We start from the raw sequence: 18,072 nt of genomic DNA, 5'->3' as shown, positions 1-18,072 counted from the left end.
GGGGCTCCTTCGGGAAAAGAGGCTGGACGGCGTGGGGCGGATTCCCGCCCGGCATCCTGGTCTGCGGCATCGGCGCGTGCGCCGCGGCGGCCGTCGACATGACCGACCCGGAGTCCTCGCTCCAGCCGCTGCTGCCCGGCTGGTTCCGCCCGCTGTTCCTGCTCGCGCCGGTCCGCGGCACCATCGCCCTCAACGCGCTGACGGCCTACAGCGCCGCTCTCGCCTCCAGGCCGTCGGCATCCGTATCCGGCGCCCGCCCAGCGTCCTCGTCGACGGCACCGTCTCCGTCTGCCTGACCCCGTACGCGCTGCTCGTCTCGGACTTCCCCGACACCGTCGGCAACGTGCTGCGTGGTCCTGCTCGGCCCGGGCACGGCCGTCTACGCCACCGACGTCCTGCTGCGCGGCAACCGCTACGACGGCCCCGCCCTCGGCGACGAGACCCGCACCGGCCCCTTCTGGTACCGGCCCCGTTGGCGCCGCGCTCGGCGGTGTCGACCTGGCCCTGCCGGCCGCAATGGTGGTGGCCGCGGCGGCGTACGCCCTGCTGATGCGCCGCGTCCTCGTCACGGGCTGACGGCGCCCCCCCCTCAGCGCGGGGTGCGGCACTTGCGGCGCTTGCGGTTCGGGCGGGGGGTGGGGTGGACCGTGTCCAGCTCGCCTATCGCCGCGCAAAGGTGGGCCGGGTCGCCCCGCCGGGTGCCGCCGGCGCACCACCAGGACGGCCGTCCGTCGACGTCCCGCGGGTGCATACCGAGGTCATGGACGGTGCAGACCGGCCACGCCCCCCACAGCCGCTCCGTCACCGTCTCCTGGGCGGCGTCGGCGACGGCCATCAGGGTTTCGGTGGCGGACCGCGTCGGTGTCAGGGCACTGCCGTGTGCTTCGCCGTTGGAGAGGGCCACGTAGACCTGCTCGTCCGGGTCCCCGGCCTCGGAGCAGGCGATCAGGCGCAGGGGTCGCTGGTCGGGGCGGGTCGCCGCCAGGTCCCGGTTGACGGCCGCGAGTGCCTCGTCCCAGAGGGGGTGTTCGCCGACGGGCACGTCGCGCGGCTCGGGCCGGCCGAAGAGAGCGCACATGCGCAGATCCTCTCAGGCCCGTGCCCGCCTACGCCGGTCGCCGCCGGGAACCCGGCCGCGCGGGTGGGCGCACGGCGGTTCCCCGTACGGGACCCCGATGGAACTCCGCCTTCTGGACGCGTCCGTGACGAACCGTGAGACTGGATCGGGTCCAACGACCCCACGCGCTCCCGGCTCTCCAGGACGGTGCCCATGGAAGAGGAAGTCCCCCGCGTCGAACTCACCCCGCGGGCCGCGGAGCTGCTGCGGCGGCTGCGCGCCGAGCACGGCCCGCTGATGTTCCACCAGTCCGGCGGCTGCTGTGACGGCAGCGCGCCCATGTGCTATCCGGACGGCGAGTTCCGCACCGGCGGTTCGGACGTGCTGCTGGCGGAGCTGGCGGTGGACGGCGTGGCGGAGCCCGTGACCTTCTGGATGTCCCGCAGCCAGTACGCGGCGTGGAGCCACACCCGGCTGATCGTGGACGTCGTACCCGGGCGGGGGAGCGGCTTCTCACTGGAGGCGCCCGAGGGGGTGCGTTTTCTCACTCGTTCTCGCGTAGTCGACGCCTAGTCGGCCCGCCGTCCGCCGCCGTCTGCTCCACTGCCACTGAACCCTTGGAAGACAGGGACAGTTGACGAGGCATCAGGGGGCAGGGTGACAAGACGAAACAGGCGTACGGCAGCGGCGAGAGCGGTTCTCACGGTGGTCACCGCGTTCGGTGTGCTGGCCGGTGCGGCCCTGGCGGGGGCGGCACCGGCCGGTGCCGTACCGGCGGGCAAGCGGATCGCGCCCGGCGTGACCTACCGGCAGTTCGACGTCGCCGCGGCCGCGGGCCCGACGCGCGCCCATCTGCTCACGGTCGACCTGGCCGATCCGCATGTACGCGTGGATCTGCTGCATCCGGGGGCGGTGGCGGCGCGGGCCACCGTCTCGCGGCTGGCGGACTCGGCCGGGGCGGTCGCGGGGGTCAACGGTGACTTCTTCGACATCACCGAGACCCAGCACCCGGGCGTGGAGGCCACCGGCGCGAGTGTCGGACCGGCGATCGCGGACGGGCGTGTGCTCAAGGCGGCGGTGCCGGACGGACAGCGGTTCGGGCCGGGGCTGCCGCCGGGGACGAGCACACGGGACGTGTTCGGCGTCGGCACGGACCGGCGGGCCCGGCTGGACCGCCTCTCCCTCACCGGCGCCGTCGACACCCCCGAGGGCCGGTTCACGCTGAAGGGCCTGAACCAGTACGCGCTCCCGGAGAACTCGGTCGGCGCCTTCACCTCGCGGTGGGGCAGCGCCTCCCGCGAGCGCGCCGTCTGCGGCACCGACACCCAGCGCTCGGCGCCGTGCAGCACCGACACCTACGAGGTGAAGGTCAAGGACGGCCGGGTCGTCTCCGCCGCCGACAAGCCCGGCACCGGCGCGATCCCGGCGGACACCACGGTCCTGGTGGGCCGCGAGGAGGGGGCGCGGCAGTTGCGCAAGCTCTCCGTGGGGAACGCGGTGACCGTGACGCACTCCCTGGTGGCGGCCTCGTCCTCAGTGCCGTACGCGTTCGCGATCGGCGGTTTCCCGGTGTTGCGGGACGGCAGGGAGCTGTCCGGCCTGGACAACGGGACCTCGGCGGTGCGGACGGTCGTGGGCTTCGAGAACGGCGGCAGGCAGTTGCTGATCCTGGCGCTGGACGGGGCCGCCGCCTACCGGTCCGGTATGACGGTCGCGGAGGAGGCGGCCACCATGCGCTCGCTGGGCGCGTCGGACGCGTTCAACCTCGACGGCGGCGGCTCGAGCGAGCTGGTCACCCGGGACGCGGGCGCGAGCTCTGTGACGATCCGCAACCATCCGAGCGCCGGCGCCGAGCGCCCCGTCGCGAACGGCGTAGGCGTCTTCACCACCTCATGAGGGCCTGACCGGCCCCCTACGGCTCAGGGATGCAAGCTGCTGACCAGGTCGGCGGTCGCGGTGAGCCCGCTGTTGATGGTGGGCGCCATGTTCGAGCCGGCCAGGAAGAAGCCGAGCAGCATGCAGACCAGGCCGTGGGTGACCTTCAGCGCGCCGTTGCGCATGAAGATCACGGCCACGATCAGGAGCAACAGCACCACAGAGATGGAAATGGCCATCGGGAACCTCCTCCGCCACGCCCCTTGAGCGGCGTTCGGCCGCAAGTGTGGCGTAGCGGAGGGTTCGTCCGGGCGGCTGACGTGTCCCCCGTTCGTGTGATGTTTACGCGGAGGGGTGGGCGTCCAGGAAGGCCTCCAGGCCGGCCAGGTCGTCGGTGTTGAGGTAGTCGACGCCGGCGGCCAGCAGTTCCGTCCACAGGGCGTCGCGGTCCGGGCCCGCGGCGTCCGGGGTGGCCCAGAACCGCACCTGCTGCCCGTGCGCGTGCGCGGCGGCGGTGATGCCCAGCAGCTTCTGCCGCTCGGCGGCGGGGAACGTGCCCGCCCCCGACCAGGTGAAGTTCTGGGTCCAGTCCTCGCTGATCAGCGGGATGAAGGAGGCGGGGGCGGCGGTGCCGAGGTCGGTGAGCCGGCCGTCGTAGAAGGCACGCCGCTCCTGCTGCGCCTCCATGGGGACACGGGCCGCGCGGTCTCCGGAGATGACGGCGGTGACGGGGCCGCGGTGGATACGGCCGTGGTCGTAGCGGGTGAACAGATACGGGTAACGGCGCAGATGGCGGTCGAGTTCGAGGTACGTCGAGGAGCCCTCGGTCTTGATGTCGACGAGGAGCTGCAGGGGTCGGCGCCACCCCCGGTACACCGAGGCGTGGTTGGCCTTCACGATCGCGGCCAGCGGGTCGAGGTAGAGGGATTCGAGGGTGCGGGTCGGGTCCAGCTCGGAGCTGTCGTGCCCGATGAGGAGCTGGTCGCCGACGAGGAAGATGTCGGCCTCGACGCTGCCGAAGCGGTGGTCGAGCGCGTCGAACAGGGGCCGCGGGTGCTCGTAGTCGTTGTGGGCGTGCGCGTTCCACAGCGGACGCCGAGGGCGGTGGGGGTTGCCCGCCCAGGCCTGTGACGCGGGCAGGAAGACCGCGCCGGCGAGGGCGGCGCCGAGGGCGGTGAGGGCTCTGCGTCGGGTGCTGAGGGCCATGCTCTGCCTCCCTGGAGGTGCCGGATGGGACCGGGGAGAGTATGCGTGCACCCGTCACCCAACGAGCCTGCTCTCGCGGGGAGTTGGCGCTTTGTTCACCTCGCCGGCGCAGGCGCGGGAAGAAGCCCGCCCCAGGTGGGGCGGGCTTCGTACGGGGTGGCTCAGGGTGCCTGGAGGTCGACCAGTTCGGCCAGCGCCGAGCGATGCGCACCCGCCGTGCCGTACGCGATGGAGTCCGCCTTGGCCCGCTTCAGGTACAGGTGGGCCGGGTGCTCCCAGGTCATGCCGATGCCGCCGTGCAGCTGTACCGCCTCCTCCGTGGCGTGGACGGCGACGGGCGCCGCGTACGCCTGGGCGACGGCGACCGGGATACCGGTGCCCTCGCCGGAGGCCAGCGCGTCGGCGGCGGCGCGGGCGGCCGCCCGGAGGTTGACCGTCTCCAGCCACAGCTGGGCGAGCCGGTGCTTGAGCGCCTGGAAGCCGCCGACCTGCCGGTTGAACTGCTTGCGCTCTTTCAGATAGCGGACCGTTTCGGTCAACGCCCATTCGGCCACGCCAAGTTGCTCGGAGGCGAGCAGTCCGGCGGCGGCGCCCAGGGCGCGTCGTACGGCGGGTTCCGCGTCACCGACCCGGCGGCCGGGAGCACCGTCCAGCCGTACCGTCGCCAGCGGCCGGGTCAGGTCCAGGGAGGTCTGCGGGGTGACGGTCACGGCGTCGGCGGGGACGGCGTACAGGCCGCCGTCGTCGGCGGGGACGAGCAGCACATCGGCGACGGCCGCGTCGGCGATGCCGGTCAACTCGCCGTGCAGGGCTCCGTTTTCGAGCCGTACGGCCTTGACGGCGGCGCCCGGCGCCGTGTGCAGTGCGACCGCGAGGGCACCGATGGTGCGCCCGGAGGCCAGACGGGCGAGCAGCTCCTCGTCACCGCAGGCCAGCAGGGCCTCGGTGGCCACGACCGCGCTGGTGAGGTAGGGCACGGGGGCGACCGCGCGACCCAACTCCTCCAGGACGACGGCGGCTTCGCGGGCTGAGGCGCCCTGGCCGCCCTGCGCCTCGGGCACCAGGAGGCCGGCCAGGCCCATGCCGTCGGCGAGCAGCTTCCACAGGGCGAGGTCGTGCGGGGTGTCCGACTCGGTGCGGGCGAGGACGTCCGCCGGGGCGCAGTGGTCGGTGAGCAGGTCGCGGACGGCGGCCCGCAGCGCCTCTTCCTCCTCCGAGTACAGCAGATCGGTCATCGGGCCAGGTCCTTCCACGCGACGTCCTTGTCGGTGCGCGGCTCGGCGGGCAGGCCGAGGACGCGCTCGGCGACGATGTTGAGCAGGACCTCGCTGGTCCCGCCCTCGATGCTGTTGCCCTTGGCGCGCAGATAGCGGTAGCCCGCGTCGCGGCCGGTGAAGTCGACCAGTTCGGGGCGGCGCATGGTCCAGTCGTCGTACAACAGGCCCTCCTCTCCGCGCAGTTCGACCTCCAGGCCGCTGATCTCCTGGTTGAGGCGGGCGAAGGCGAGCTTCATGCCGGCGCCCTCGGGGCCGGGTTGTCCGGCGACGAGCTGCTGGCGCAGGCGTTCGGCGGTGAGGCGGGAGACCTCGGCCTCGACCCACAGCTTCAGCAGCCGCTGGTGCAGATCGTGGGTGCGCAGCTCGGGGCGTTCGCGCCAGGTCTTCGCGACCGGGGCGATCATGCCGCCCTCGCGGGGCAGCCGCATGCCGCCGATGGCGACGCGTTCGTTGTTGAGCGTGGTCTGCGCGACCCGCCAGCCGTCGCCGATTTCGCCGAGGCGGCGGGAGTCGGGGATGCGGACGTCGGTGAGGAAGACCTCGTTGAACTCGGCCTCGCCGGTGATCTGCCGCAGTGGCCGGACCTCGACGCCCGGGTCGGTCATGTCGCAGAGGAAGTAGGTGATGCCCGCGTGCTTGGGCACGTTAGGGTCGGTGCGGGCGATGAGGATGGCCCAGCGGGCGAGATGGGCGCTGGAGGTCCACACCTTCTGCCCGTTGACCACCCAGTCCTCGCCCGCGCGGACGGCCCGGGTGCCGAGCGCGGCGAGGTCGGAGCCGGCGCCGGGCTCGCTGAACAGCTGGCACCAGACCTCCTCCCCCGTCCACAGGGGCCGCAGATAGCGCTGCTTGTGCTCCTCCGTGCCGTACTTGAGGATCGTCGGCGCGGCCATGCCGAGCCCGATGCCGATGCGCCGGGGGTCGTTGTCGGGGGCGCCTGCGGCCTCCAGCTCGGCGTCCACGACGCTCTGCAGGGAGCGCGGGGCGCCCAGTCCGCCGAGCCCCTGCGGGTAGTGCACCCAGGCGAGGCCGGCGTCGAAGCGGGCCCGGAGGAATGCGAGACGGTCCGTGCTCGCCGGCGGGTACTCGGTCAACAACTCCCGTGTGCGGCGGACCAGTTCAGCGGCGTCGGTCATGCTGCTTCCTCCATCACCACGGCGATCCGGCCGGTGGACCGGCCGTCCGCCACCTTCTGCACGGCCGCGGCTGCCTCGCCGAGCGGCACCCGCTCGCTCACCAGGGGCTTGATCGCGCCCCGGGCGGCCAGTTCGGTCAGTTCCTCGTGGCAGTGCGGGATGAGCTTGGGGTTCTTGGTGGCGTACAGGCCCCAGTGCAGGCCGAGGATCGAGTAGTTCTTCACCAGCGCGTGGTTGAGGGGCGGGCTCGGGATGGTGCCGCCGGCGAAGCCCACGACGACGATCCGGCCCTCGAAGGCGACGAGTTTGGCGGACTGGGCGTAGGCCTCGCCGCCCACGGGGTCGTAGATCACGTCGGCGCCCCGGCCGCCGGTCGCCTCCTTCACGGCGGCCACGACGTCCTCGCCGCGGCGGTCGACGACCACGTCACAGCCCAGTTCGCGGGCCACGGCGGCCTTGTCCGCGCCGCCGACGACACCGATCACGGTGGCCCCGGCCGCCTTGCCGAGCTGGACGGCGGCGCTGCCGACACCTCCGGCGGCGGCGTGCACCAGCAGGGTCTCTCCCGCTTCCAGGCGAGCCCGTCGGTGCAGGCCGAACCAGCCGGTCTGGTAGCCGATGTGGAGCGCGGCGGTCTCGGCGTCGTCCAGCGAGTCCGGGGCGGGCAGCAGCGCGCGGGCGTCGGCGACGGCGTACTCGGCGAAGCCGCCGTACGGCAGCGCGGGGTTGGCGATCACCCGGCGGCCGTCCTCGGTCTCGCCGCAGATCTCCACGCCGGGCGTGAACGGCAGCGGCGGCCGCATCTGGTACTGGCCGCGGCACAGCAGGGCGTCCGGGAAGTTGATGTTGGCGGCGCGGACGCGCAGCAGCACCTGGCCGTCGCCGGGCGTGGGCCGCTCCACCTCCGCCAGGCGCATCACCTCGCTCGGCTCGCCGTTCTCGTGCACTTGCCATGCCTGCATGCGGGGCCTCCACGGGACTGCTTCGTCTGACCGGGTCCGACGGCATACTAAGCGGTCGCTTGCCCATCAGGGAACAGTCTGCCGCGACACGGACCGTCGCGTGCGTCACGCCTGCCGGGGCCGCGCCCGTACGTGCATCCGCTCACCCTGCGGTCCGAACAGGCTCAGGAACTCCACCGGGCCCTCCCCCGTCGACCCGAACCAGTGCGGCACGCGGGTGTCGAACTCGGCGGCCTCCCCCGCCGACAGCACCACGTCGTGGTCGCCGAGAACCAGCCGCAGCCGGCCCGAGAGCACGTACAGCCACTCGTAGCCCTCGTGCGTGCGCGGGTCGGGCTCCTGGCTGCGCTGCGGTTCGAGGACCTTGAAGGCCTGCGGGCCGCCGGGCTGGCGGGTCAGCGGCCAGTGGGTGCGCCCGCCCCGCACGATCGGCTTGGCCCGCACCCGGGGGTCCCCCACCGGAGGTGCACCGACCAGTTCGTCCAGCGGCACCTGATGGGCCTGGGCGATCGGCAGCAGCAGCTCCAGGCTGGGCTTGCGCAGTCCGGACTCCAGCCGGGACAGCGTGCTCACGGAGATCCCGGTCGCCTCCGACAGCGCGGCCAGGGTCACCTCCCGCTCCTTGCGGAGGCGCCGCAGCCGGGGGCCCACTTCCGTCAGTACGTCGTTCGTGCTCATGGCCACCATTGCAGATTCGGCAAATGGGTTTGTCAATCCCGCAGGCACCGAGCGACCGTCGCCTCATGACCGAGAACAACAGGTACGAAGTGGTCGTCGTCGGAGGCGGAGCCGCAGGGCTGTCCGCCGCGCTGGTCCTCGGCCGGGCCCGGCGCCGCACGCTGGTCGTCGACGCGGGCGAGCCGCGCAACACGCCGAGTGCGCACATGCACGGCTATCTGTCCCGGGACGGCATGTCCCCGGCCGGGTTCCTGGCCATCGGGCGCGAGGAGATCGCCCGGTACGGCGTGGAGCTGGTCCGGGACCGGGTGGTGGACGCGGACCGGGACGGCGAGGGCTTCGCGGCGAAGCTCGCCGGCGGCCGGACGGTACGGGCCCGGCAGCTGGTGATCGCCACCGGCCTGACGGACGAGCTGCCCGGGGTCCCGGGGCTGGCCGAGCGGTTCGGCCGGGACGTGGTGCACTGCCCGTACTGCCACGGCTGGGAGGTCCGCGACCTGCCGACCGGGGTGCTCGCGACCTCGCCATTGAGCGTGCACCAGGCACTGATGGTCACCCAGTGGTCGAAGGACGTGCGGTTCTTCCTGCACGAGGTGAGCGAGTCGGAGCTGACGGACGACGACCTGCGCCGGCTGGCCGCCGCCGGGGTCGCGGTCGTGCCCGGCGAGGTCGCGGAACTCGTCGTCACCGACGACCGGCTGACCGGGGTCCGGTTGGCTGGGGGTACCCCCTCCGGGGGAGGCACGGTCCACGACCTCGAGGTGCTGTACGCCGCCCCGCGCGCCGTTCCGCACAACGACCTGCTGGTGAAGCTGGGCGCCGAGCTGCGCGAGACGCCGTTCGGCAGCTACCCGGTGATCGACGAACGCGGCCTGACGACTGTGCCCGGCCTCTGGGCGGCGGGCAACGCGAGCGGCTTCGCCGAGCAGGTGGTCAACGCGGCGAGCCGGGGCTACCGGGCGGGGGCGGCGATCAACGGGGAACTGCTCATGGCGGACCTCGACGGCAGCGCCCCCCAAGGGGCGCGGGGCGGTGTCTGACACGCGCCACCACCGCGCGGGCGCGACCGGACACCGCGCCCTGGGCGGAGCGCTGGTGCACCATGGCTGCATGCTGCTCGCCCGGCTGGCCCACGTGTCCCGGGAAGTGGCCGCGACGGCGGCCCGGTCCCGCAAGACGGAGCTGCTCGCGGAACTGTTCCGGGACGCGGCGGCGGACGACGTGCCGGTCGTGATCCCGTATCTGGCCGGACGGCTGCCGCAGGGCCGGCTCGGCGTCGGCTGGAAGGTGCTGAGCCGCCGGGTGCCGCCGGCCGCCGAGCCCGGCCTCACCGTCCGGGAGGTCGACGCCCGGCTCACCGAGCTGGCCGGGGTGTCCGGGCCGGGCGCGCAGGCGGAGCGGGCCCGGATCGTCGGCGAGCTGATGGGCGCGGCCACCGAGGAGGAGCAGCGCTTCCTCCTCGGGCTGCTCACCGGCGAGGTCCGGCAGGGCGCGCTGGACGCGGTCGCGGTGGAGGGCCTGGCCCGGGCGACCGGCGCGGACCCGGCGGACGTAAGGCGGGCGGTGATGCTCGCCGGTTCGCTGCAGACCGTCGCCCGCGCCCTGCTCACCGAGGGGCCCAGGGCGCTGGAGCGGTTCCGGCTCACCGTCGGCCGCCCGGTGCTGCCGATGCTGGCGCAGAGCGCCTCCTCGGTCGCCGAGGCGGTGCGAAAGCTCGGCGCCTGCGCGGTGGAGGAGAAGCTGGACGGCATCCGGGTGCAGGTCCACCGGGACGGCGACACGATCCGCGTGCACACCCGCACCCTGGACGACATCACCGACCGGCTGCCCGAAGTGACCGCCGCGGCACGGGAGTTGACGGCACCACGTTTCATCCTGGACGGCGAGGTGATCTCCTTCGGCGACGACGGCCGCCCCCGCTCCTTCCAGGAGACCGCGGGCCGGGTCGGCTCGCGCACGGACGTGGCGAGGGCGGCCGGGCAGGTCCCGGTCTCCCCGGTCTTCTTCGACGCCCTGTCGGTCGACGGCCGCGACCTGCTCGACCTGCCCTTCGCCGAGCGGCACGCGGAGCTGGCCCGGCTGGTGCCCGAGCCGATGCGGGTGCGCCGGACGGTCGCCGCCGGGCCGGGCGACACCGCGAAGGCGCAACGCTTCCTCGCCGACACCCTGGCCCGCGGCCACGAGGGCGTGGTGGTGAAGGCGCTGGACGCCCCCTACAGCGCGGGCCGGCGCGGCGCCGCCTGGCTGAAGGTCAAGCCCGTGCACACCCTCGACCTGGTGGTGCTGGCCGCCGAGTGGGGCCACGGCCGCCGCACCGGCAGGCTCTCCAACCTGCATCTGGGCGCCCGCAGCGCCGACGGCGGCTTCGCCATGCTGGGCAAGACCTTCAAGGGCATGACCGACGCGCTGCTCGCCTGGCAGACCGAACGGCTCCGGGAACTGGCGGTCGAGGACGACGGCCGGCTGGTCCGGGTCCGCCCCGAACTCGTCGTGGAGATCGCCTACGACGGCCTCCAGCGCTCCTCCCGCTACCCGGCCGGCGTCACCCTGCGCTTCGCCCGCGTGGTCCGCTACCGCGAGGACAAACGCCCCGAGGAGGCCGATACGGTGGAGGCCCTGCTGGCGGCCCACCCGGAGGTCACGCCGTGACGGTGCGTGCGACGAAGCGCAGCGCGGGACTGCTGTTGTTCCGGCACACCGATGAAGGAATCCAGGTGTTGCTCGGCCATATGGGTGGCCCGCTCTGGGCGAAGAAGGACGCGGGGGCGTGGACGGTCCCCAAGGGCGAGTACGAACCCGACGAGCCGGCCTGGCAGGCGGCTCGGCGCGAGTTCCAGGAGGAGCTGGGGCTGGCACCGCCCGACGGGGCGGCCGTACCGCTGGGCGAGGTCGTACAGAAGAACGGCAAGATCGTCACGGCGTGGGCGGTGGAGGCGGACCTTGACCTGTCGGGTTTCACCCCCGGCACCTTCACCATGCGGTGGCCCCCGCGCTCCGGCCGGGAGCAGGAGTTCCCCGAGCTGGACCGGGTGGCGTGGCTGGGCCTCGACCGGGCCCGCGAGCTGGTCATCACGGCGCAGACCGTGTTCCTCGACCGGCTGGCGGAGCACGCGGGCTGAACAGGGGGCTACGCGTTGCGGACGCCGCGCCCGCGCGCGAAGGTCGAGACAAGCCCGCTCCCAGGGAGGTCAGCCATGCCCATCGCGACGGTGAACCCGGCGAACGGTGAGACGCTCAAGACGTACGAGGCCATGGGCGAGGAGGAACTGGAACGCCGGCTCCAGCTCGCCGAGGCCACGTTCCGCACCTACCGGACGACCCCGTTCGCCGAGCGCGCCCGTCTGATGGACAAGGCCGCCGCTCTCCTGGACGAGGACCAGCCGGAGATCGCCCGGGTCATGACCCTGGAGATGGGCAAACCGGTCAAGCAGGCCCGCGCGGAGGCCGCGAAGTGCGCGAAGGCGATGCGCTGGTACGCCGAGCGCGCAGAGGCGCTGCTGGCGGACGAGGAGCCCGCGGCATCGGACGTGAAGGACTCGGGGGCGTCCCGGGTACGGGTGCGCTACCGGCCGCTCGGCCCGGTGCTCGCGGTGATGCCCTGGAACTTCCCCCTCTGGCAGGTGGTCCGCTTCGCCGCGCCCGCACTGATGGCGGGCAATGTGGGCCTGCTCAAACACGCCTCCAACGTCCCCCAGACGGCCCTGTACCTGGAGGACCTGTTCCACCGGGCCGGCTTCACGGAGGGCTGTTTCCAGACGTTGCTGATCGGCGCGGGCACGGTGGACGCCGTCCTGCGCGACGAGCGCGTGAAGGCGGCGACGCTGACCGGCAGCGAGCCCGCGGGCCGGGCCGTCGCCGCCACCTCCGGGGAGATGATCAAGAAGACGGTGCTGGAACTGGGCGGCAGCGACCCGTACGTCGTCCTGCCCTCCGCCGACCTGGACCGGGCGGCCGAGGTCGCCGTCACCGCGCGGGTGCAGAACAACGGGCAGTCGTGCATCGCCGCGAAGCGGTTCATCGTGCACCGGGACGTGTACGACGCCTTCGCCGGGAAGTTCGTCGCCGGGATGAAGGCGCTCAAGACCGGCGACCCGCTGGCGGAGGACACCGAGGTCGGACCGCTCGCCACCGAGCAGGGGCGCAGGGACCTGGAGGAACTGGTCGACGACGCGCGGCGCAGCGGGGCCGAGGTGCTGTGCGGCGGGCAGCGGCCGCAGGGGCCGGGCTGGTACTACCCGCCGACCGTGCTCGCCGGCCTCACCCGGGAGATGCGCATCCACCGGGAGGAGGCGTTCGGACCCGTGGCCACGCTGTACCGGGCGGGCGATCTGGACGAGGCGCTGCTCATCGCCAACGATTCGCCGTTCGGGCTGAGTTCCAACGTGTGGACGCGGGACGAGGGCGAGGTGGAGCGGTTCAGCCGCGACCTGGAGGCCGGCTCGGTGTACGTCAACGGGATGACCGCCTCCCATCCCGCGTTCCCGTTCGGCGGTGTGAAGCGCTCGGGGTACGGGCGTGAGCTGTCCGGGCACGGAATCCGGGAGTTCTGCAACATCACCACGGTTTGGCAGGGGGCGTGACGGCCGCGCGGCTACCATCCCTTTTGTGAACCGCGAAGTGACCCTGCCTCTGATCGTCGACGACCAAGGGACCTTGCACGTGGCTGCCTCCGACGTGAGCAAGCTGTTGCGGACCGTGGGCGGGCGGTGGCTGCGGTTGGTCGAGGCCGGGGACGAGGGGCTGGACGAGGACACGGTCGCGGCTTTGACCATCGAGCTGGCCAAACTCGCGGATCGTATCGATGTGGCCTGCATCGCGCACAGCAGTGGGGCCCCCTAGGCACTCTCACCCCAACGTTGCCCAGAACATGCTCTCGTAGCTCTGGAGCAGGGTCCCGTACGTGTGCGCCAGGTCCGTGTCCAGGGCGCCGCCGTCCAGCCCCGCCTGTACCGCCGCCGTCGCCTGCTGGTCCAGCCGTGGAGCCGGCGCCGCGAAGAAGTCGAAGAAGGCGCACGCCTCGTCCTCGAAGCCGTAATGCGTGCGCAGGCCCTTGGCCAGGCGGTCGCAGTAGCCGCCCCAGGCGGAGAAGTTGGCCGTCAGGGCGAGGACCACGTCCGCGGGCGCGGCGTTGAGGGCCAGCCAGGAGACGTAGGCCGGGTAGGCCTGACAGCCGGGCAGGGGGACGTACGCGCGTGAGCGTTCCGGGGTCACTCCGCAGGCCCGTGCGAACGCGTCCAGGTGGGTCGCCGCCAGTTCCTCGCCCGTCGCCAGGCTGGTGAAGCAGGCCGCTGCGGCCGGTTCGGCGCGCTCGGCCAGGTACTGGAAGGCGCGGCGGTCGGCCGGGATCACCCACCGCTGCTCCAGGGCCAGGCGCGCCAGGGCCTCCAGGGCCGCCTCACCGCGTTCCACGAGCGGGACGAAGGGGTTGGCCGCGGGATCCGGGGCGAGTGCCCCGGTGGTCGTCTCGAGCAGTTTCCCGGCCGTGACGGTCATGTCTTCCTCCCTCGCGCGACGTGCGACTTCTCCTCGGATCCTTACCCGGTGTCCCCGGTCTGGAGTAGTCCGGCGAGAGATCGACGCCCCGACGGGTGATCGTGGGTGGACCACCTCCTGAGGTGAACCACCTTCTGACCGGTGGGCGAAGGCCTTCCGGAAGGCTGAAAGCAGGCACGGTTCATGGCGACTTTGTGCAGACCGGCGGTGTCGGTTCCGGAACACGTGATCACGATGGAGGAGACGCTGGAGCTGGCGCGCTCCCGTCACGCGGACCATCCTCAACTGCCGCTCGCGCTGCGGCTGATCGAGAACACGGGCGTCAAGACCCGGCACATCGTGCAGCCCATCGAGGAGACCCTCAAACACCCCGGCTTCGAAGACCGCAACAAGCTCTACGAGGCCGAGGCGAAGGCCCGGGTCCCCGCGGTGATCCAGCGTGCGCTCGACGACGCGGAACTCCTCACCACCGACATCGACGTGATCATCTACGTCTCGTGCACGGGCTTCATGATGCCCTCGCTCACGGCGTGGCTGATCAACGAGATGGACTTCGACCCCACCACCCGACAGCTCCCCATAGCCCAGCTGGGCTGCGCGGCAGGCGGCGCGGCGATCAACCGGGCCCACGACTTCTGCGCCGCCTACCCCCAGGGCAACGCGCTGATCGTGGCCTGCGAGTTCTGCTCGCTGTGCTACCAGCCCACCGACCTCGGCGTCGGCTCGCTCCTGTCCAACGGCCTGTTCGGTGACGGCATAGCCGCCGCCGTGGTCCGCGGCAAGGGCGGCACCGGCATCGAGCTGGAGCGCAACGGCTCGTACCTGATCCCGAAGACCGAAGAGTGGATCATGTACGACGTCCGCGCGACCGGCTTCCACTTCCTGCTCGACAAGCGGGTGCCGGCCACGATGGAGCCGCTCGCCCCGGCCCTGCAGGACCTCGCGGGCCTGCACGGCTGGGACGCCTCCGACCTGGACTTCTACATCGTCCACGCCGGCGGGCCACGCATCCTCGACGACCTCAGCAAGTTCCTCCAGGTCGACCCGCACGCGTTCCGGTTCAGCCGGGCCACCCTCACCGAGTACGGCAACATCGCCTCCGGCGTCGTGCTGGACGCGCTGCGCCGGATGTTCGACGAGGGCGGCGCCGAACATCGGGCGCGCGGGCTGCTCGCCGGGTTCGGGCCCGGCATCACCGCGGAAATGGCGCTGGGCCGCTGGCGCGGCCCCGACCGAGAAACGGCATGAGTACGGCATGACGGAAGAGACGCTCACCGAGACCCTGCCCCCGATCCGGCACTGGCCGGCGCTCGACCTGACCGGGACGGACTTCGACCCGGTGCTGAGAGAGCTGATGCGCGAGGGACCGGTCACCCGCATCCAACTGCCCAACGGCGAAGGCTGGGCCTGGCTGGTGACCCGGTACGACGACGTGCGCATGGTGACCAACGACCCCCGTTTCAGCCGCGAGGCCGTGATGGACCAACCGGTCACCCGGCTTGCCCCGCACTTCATCCCGGACCCGGGCGCGGTCGGCTTCCTCGACCCGCCCGACCACACCCGGCTGCGCCGCTCGGTGGCGGCCGCGTTCACCACCAAGGGCGTGGAACGGGTGCGGGAGAGAGCACGGGTCATGCTGGACGAGCTGGTCGACGAACTCCTCCAGGACGGCCCGCCCGCCGATCTCACGGCCAAGATCCTCAGCCCGTTCCCGATCGCGGTGATCTGCGAAATGATGGGCGTCCCGGCCGCCGACCGGCACGTCATGCACACCTGGACGCAGCTCATCCTGTCCTCCTCGAACGGCAAGGAGGTCAGCGAGAAGGCCAAGCGGGAGATGGCCGCCTACTTCTCCGACCTGATCGGGCTGCGCGAGAACAGCACGGGCGAGGACGTCACCTCGCTGCTCGGTGCCGCGGTGGGCCGGGGCGAGGTGACGCTGGAGGAGGCCGTCGGGCTGGCCGGTCTGCTCCAGATCGGCGGCGAGGCGGTCACCAACAACAGCGGGCAGATGTTCTACCTGCTGCTGACCCGCCCCGACCTGGTGGACCGGCTGCGCGCGGAGCCGGAGATCCGCCCGAAGGCGATCGACGAGCTCCTGCGGTACATCCCGCACCGCAACGCGGTCGGCCTGTCCCGCATCGCCCTGGTCGACGTGGAGATCCGGGGCGTGAAGATCCGCGCGGGCGACGCGGTGTACAACTCCTACCTGGCCGCCAACCGCGACCCGGACGTCTTCCCCGACCCGGAGACCGTCGACTTCTCCCGCAGCCCCAACCCCCATGTGTCCTTCGGCTTCGGCCCGCATTTCTGCCCCGGCAACATGCTGGCCCGGCTGGAGGAGGAACTCATGGTGGACGCCCTGCTGGACCGGGTCCCGGGCCTGCGGCTGGCCGTACCGCCGGAGCAGGTGCCCTTCAAGAAGGGCGCGCTGATCCGGGGGCCCGAGGCCGTACCGGTGACCTGGTGACCGGCCCATGACGGAGACCGAGGGACTCTACGTACCGCCGGGCCAAGGCCGCCTCGTCGAGACGCCGGCCCAGCGCGTGACGTTCAAGGTCACCGGCACGCATTCGCGGATGGCCTCCACCTTCGAGGTGGAGGTCCCGCCGGGCTTCGACGTGGGTGCGCACGTGCACACACGCAGCGAGGAGCTGTTCTACATCCTGGAGGGCGAACTCGACGTCCTCGCCTTCGAGCCCCGCATCCGCACGCCCGACAACTGGAAGAAGTGGGAGTCGAGTTCGGGCAGCAGAGTGGTACGGGCGACCCCGGGCACGGTGATCGTCGTACCCCCCGGCTGCCCGCACGCGTTCGCGAACCCGACGGACACCCCGGCGAAGATGTTCTTCCAGGCGAGTCCCCCGCCGGACCACGAGCGTTACTTCGAGGAGCTGCTGGAGATCCTGGGGACCGGGGGCCCGCCGGACCAGGAGGCGATCGAAGCACTACGGGCCAAGTACGACATCGAGCAACTCACGCCTTTGAAGCACGGGTGAGCGTTGCGGCCCAAAGGGGCGCGGGACTGCGTACCCGCACCCCCACGGCGCTAGCGAATCGGCATCCCCGACAAGGTGCGGGCGATGACGAGCCGCTGGATCTCGCTCGTCCCCTCGAAGATCGTGTAGATCGCGCTGTCCCGGTGCATCCGCTCGACCGGGTACTCACGGGTGTAGCCGTTGCCGCCCAGGATCTGAATCGCCTGCGCGGTCACCTTCTTCGCCGTCTCACTGGCGAACAGCTTCGACATCGACCCCTCGGCCGCGGTGAACGGCTTCCCGTTGATCCCCATCCACGACGCCCGCCACACGAGCAGCCGGGCGGCATCGATCTGGGTCCGCATGTCCGCGAGCTGGAAGGCCACGCCCTGGTTGTCGATGATCGGCCGCCCGAACTGCTCGCGGGTCCTGGCGTAGTCGAGGGCGACCTCGTAGGCGGCCCGGGCGGTGCCCACCGCCATCGCACCGACGGCCGGCCGCGAAGCCTCGAAGGTCGCCATCGCCGCGTTCTTCACCCGCTCGCCTCCGGCGGCCTTCGCGCGCTCACGGGCCCGGGCGAGCCGCTCGTCCAGCTTCTCCTTGCCGCCGAGCAGGCAGGAACCCGGGACGCGGACGTTGTCGAGGACGACCTCGGCGGTGTGCGAGGCGCGGATGCCGTGCTTCTTGAACTTCTGGCCCTGCCCGAGACCCGGCGTGCCCGGCGGGACGATGAAGGAGGCGTGGCCCTTGGAGCCCAGCTCGGGGTCGACGCTGGCGACGACGACGTGGACGTTGGCTATGCCGCCGTTGGTCGCCCAGGTCTTCGTGCCGTTGATCACCCACTCGTCCTTCGCCTCGTCGTACACGGCACGCGTGCGCATGGAAGCCACGTCGGAGCCTGCGTCGGGCTCGGAGGAGCAGAACGCGGCGACCTTGACATCGTTCTGGTCGCCGTACATCTGCGGGATCCAGGTGCCGATCTGTTCCTCGGTCCCGTTGGCGAGAACGCCCACGGCGGCGAGACCGGTGCCCACAATGGACAGGGCGATGCCCGCGTCGCCCCAGAACAGCTCCTCCATCGCCATCGGGATACCGAGCCCGGTGGGGTCGAAGTACTGCTGTGCGTAGAAGTCGAGGGAGTAGATGCCTACCTTCGCGGCCTCCTGGATGATCGGCCAGGGAGTCTCCTCGCGCTCGTCCCACTCGGCGGCCGCGGGGCGGATCACGTCGGCGGCGAAGCCATGGAGCCAGTCCCGGACTTCCTTCTGTTCGTCGTTCAGCTCCATGGTGAACTCGGCCATGTCCCCTCCAGCGGCGGTGATGCGATGTTACTAGCGGTAACCTGAGTCTGTTACCGACGGGTAGGAAAAGTCAACCGCCGACGACTCCTCGGCATCCCGTTCGATGTCA

At 72.0% G+C, this 18,072-nt stretch carries 19 protein-coding genes and 1 pseudogene; 11 read left to right on the top strand and 9 right to left on the bottom strand.

The annotated features are described in order from the left end of the window. Positions 1-20: 20 nt before the first annotated feature. A pseudogene (locus tag ADK64_RS44450) lies at positions 21-576 on the top strand (nitrate reductase); the annotation flags it as partial. A 13-nt stretch (positions 577-589) separates the two neighbouring features. Here the strand turns inward: ADK64_RS44450 and ADK64_RS39360 are convergent. After that, positions 590-1,078, bottom strand: a complete 489-nt coding sequence (locus tag ADK64_RS39360; RefSeq protein ID WP_053666905.1) for a hypothetical protein — start codon at positions 1,076-1,078, stop codon at positions 590-592. Between the two features lie 192 nt (positions 1,079-1,270). Here ADK64_RS39360 and ADK64_RS39355 point away from each other — a divergent pair, with 192 nt between their 5' ends. Then, positions 1,271-1,630, top strand: coding sequence for a DUF779 domain-containing protein (locus tag ADK64_RS39355; protein WP_053666904.1), 360 nt, complete (start codon positions 1,271-1,273; stop codon positions 1,628-1,630). Positions 1,631-1,714: 84 nt separating this feature from the next. Next, on the top strand, positions 1,715-2,953 hold the full coding sequence (locus ADK64_RS39350; RefSeq protein ID WP_199829839.1) for a phosphodiester glycosidase family protein: 1,239 nt from the start codon (positions 1,715-1,717) through the stop codon (positions 2,951-2,953). A gap of 23 nt (positions 2,954-2,976) precedes the next feature. Here the strand turns inward: ADK64_RS39350 and ADK64_RS39345 are convergent, their stop codons facing one another. The 6 genes from ADK64_RS39345 to ADK64_RS39320 form a co-directional block, all read right to left on the bottom strand. Further along, complete coding sequence (locus tag ADK64_RS39345; protein ID WP_053666903.1) at positions 2,977-3,171, bottom strand: hypothetical protein; 195 nt, start codon at positions 3,169-3,171, stop codon at positions 2,977-2,979. A gap of 103 nt (positions 3,172-3,274) precedes the next feature. Then, positions 3,275-4,138 (bottom strand): phosphatidylinositol-specific phospholipase C/glycerophosphodiester phosphodiesterase family protein, encoded by an 864-nt coding sequence (locus ADK64_RS39340; protein WP_053666902.1) that lies wholly within the window; start codon positions 4,136-4,138, stop codon positions 3,275-3,277. Between the two features lie 161 nt (positions 4,139-4,299). Next, a complete protein-coding gene (locus ADK64_RS39335) occupies positions 4,300-5,373 on the bottom strand; it encodes an acyl-CoA dehydrogenase family protein (protein ID WP_053666901.1) in 1,074 nt (357 codons plus the stop codon). Further along, positions 5,370-6,551 (bottom strand): acyl-CoA dehydrogenase family protein, encoded by a 1,182-nt coding sequence (locus ADK64_RS39330; RefSeq protein WP_053666900.1) that lies wholly within the window; start codon positions 6,549-6,551, stop codon positions 5,370-5,372. Before ADK64_RS39330 ends, ADK64_RS39335 begins: the two co-directional genes overlap by 4 nt. Next, on the bottom strand, positions 6,548-7,513 hold the full coding sequence (locus ADK64_RS39325) for an NADPH:quinone oxidoreductase family protein (protein WP_053666899.1): 966 nt from the start codon (positions 7,511-7,513) through the stop codon (positions 6,548-6,550). Before ADK64_RS39325 ends, ADK64_RS39330 begins: the two co-directional genes overlap by 4 nt. A 105-nt stretch (positions 7,514-7,618) precedes the next feature. Continuing rightward, positions 7,619-8,191, bottom strand: coding sequence for a helix-turn-helix domain-containing protein (locus tag ADK64_RS39320; protein ID WP_053667160.1), 573 nt, complete (start codon positions 8,189-8,191; stop codon positions 7,619-7,621). Between the two features lie 65 nt (positions 8,192-8,256). Between ADK64_RS39320 and ADK64_RS39315 the strand changes: the two genes are divergently transcribed. The 5 genes from ADK64_RS39315 (at position 8,257) to ADK64_RS39295 (ending at position 13,030) form a co-directional block, all read left to right on the top strand. Next, positions 8,257-9,231, top strand: a complete 975-nt coding sequence (locus ADK64_RS39315) for an NAD(P)/FAD-dependent oxidoreductase (protein WP_053666898.1) — start codon at positions 8,257-8,259, stop codon at positions 9,229-9,231. A 70-nt stretch (positions 9,232-9,301) separates the two neighbouring features. Further along, a complete protein-coding gene (locus ADK64_RS39310; RefSeq protein WP_053666897.1) occupies positions 9,302-10,840 on the top strand; it encodes an ATP-dependent DNA ligase in 1,539 nt (512 codons plus the stop codon). Continuing rightward, entirely contained in the window at positions 10,837-11,310 is a 474-nt protein-coding gene (locus ADK64_RS39305; protein WP_053666896.1) for an NUDIX domain-containing protein, read from the top strand. The genes ADK64_RS39310 and ADK64_RS39305 overlap by 4 nt, the downstream gene beginning before the upstream one ends. Before the next feature lie 75 nt (positions 11,311-11,385). Continuing rightward, positions 11,386-12,771: an NADP-dependent succinic semialdehyde dehydrogenase gene (locus ADK64_RS39300; RefSeq protein WP_053666895.1), complete on the top strand. Its 1,386-nt coding sequence runs from the start codon at positions 11,386-11,388 to the stop codon at positions 12,769-12,771. 25 nt (positions 12,772-12,796) lie between these two features. Then, positions 12,797-13,030: a DUF6213 family protein gene (locus ADK64_RS39295; protein ID WP_078993123.1), complete on the top strand. Its 234-nt coding sequence runs from the start codon at positions 12,797-12,799 to the stop codon at positions 13,028-13,030. Positions 13,031-13,036: 6 nt separating this feature from the next. On the opposite strand, the gene ADK64_RS39290 is transcribed toward ADK64_RS39295, so the two are convergent. Continuing rightward, positions 13,037-13,684, bottom strand: a complete 648-nt coding sequence (locus ADK64_RS39290) for a transcriptional regulator (protein WP_053666893.1) — start codon at positions 13,682-13,684, stop codon at positions 13,037-13,039. Between the two features lie 183 nt (positions 13,685-13,867). Here ADK64_RS39290 and ADK64_RS39285 point away from each other — a divergent pair, with 183 nt between their 5' ends. The 3 genes from ADK64_RS39285 to ADK64_RS39275 are packed head-to-tail and all read left to right on the top strand — an operon-like array spanning position 13,868 to position 16,683. Further along, positions 13,868-14,932 (top strand): type III polyketide synthase, encoded by a 1,065-nt coding sequence (locus ADK64_RS39285; RefSeq protein ID WP_053666892.1) that lies wholly within the window; start codon positions 13,868-13,870, stop codon positions 14,930-14,932. 7 nt (positions 14,933-14,939) lie between these two features. Beyond that, positions 14,940-16,154 (top strand): cytochrome P450, encoded by a 1,215-nt coding sequence (locus ADK64_RS39280; RefSeq protein WP_053666891.1) that lies wholly within the window; start codon positions 14,940-14,942, stop codon positions 16,152-16,154. Positions 16,155-16,161: 7 nt separating this feature from the next. Then, the gene (locus ADK64_RS39275) at positions 16,162-16,683 is read left to right on the top strand and encodes a cupin domain-containing protein (RefSeq protein WP_053666890.1); all 522 of its coding nucleotides are present in this window, start codon (positions 16,162-16,164) and stop codon (positions 16,681-16,683) included. 50 nt (positions 16,684-16,733) lie between these two features. On the opposite strand, the gene ADK64_RS39270 is transcribed toward ADK64_RS39275, so the two are convergent. Beyond that, the gene (locus ADK64_RS39270) at positions 16,734-17,963 is read right to left on the bottom strand and encodes an acyl-CoA dehydrogenase family protein (protein ID WP_053666889.1); all 1,230 of its coding nucleotides are present in this window, start codon (positions 17,961-17,963) and stop codon (positions 16,734-16,736) included. Positions 17,964-18,072 lie beyond the last annotated feature (109 nt).

This window comes from Streptomyces sp. MMG1121 (genome assembly GCF_001280015.1).
GTDB lineage: Bacteria > Actinomycetota > Actinomycetes > Streptomycetales > Streptomycetaceae > Streptomyces.
Note: the sequence above shows the minus strand (reverse complement) of the source record. Positions and strands in the feature narration are given on the sequence as shown.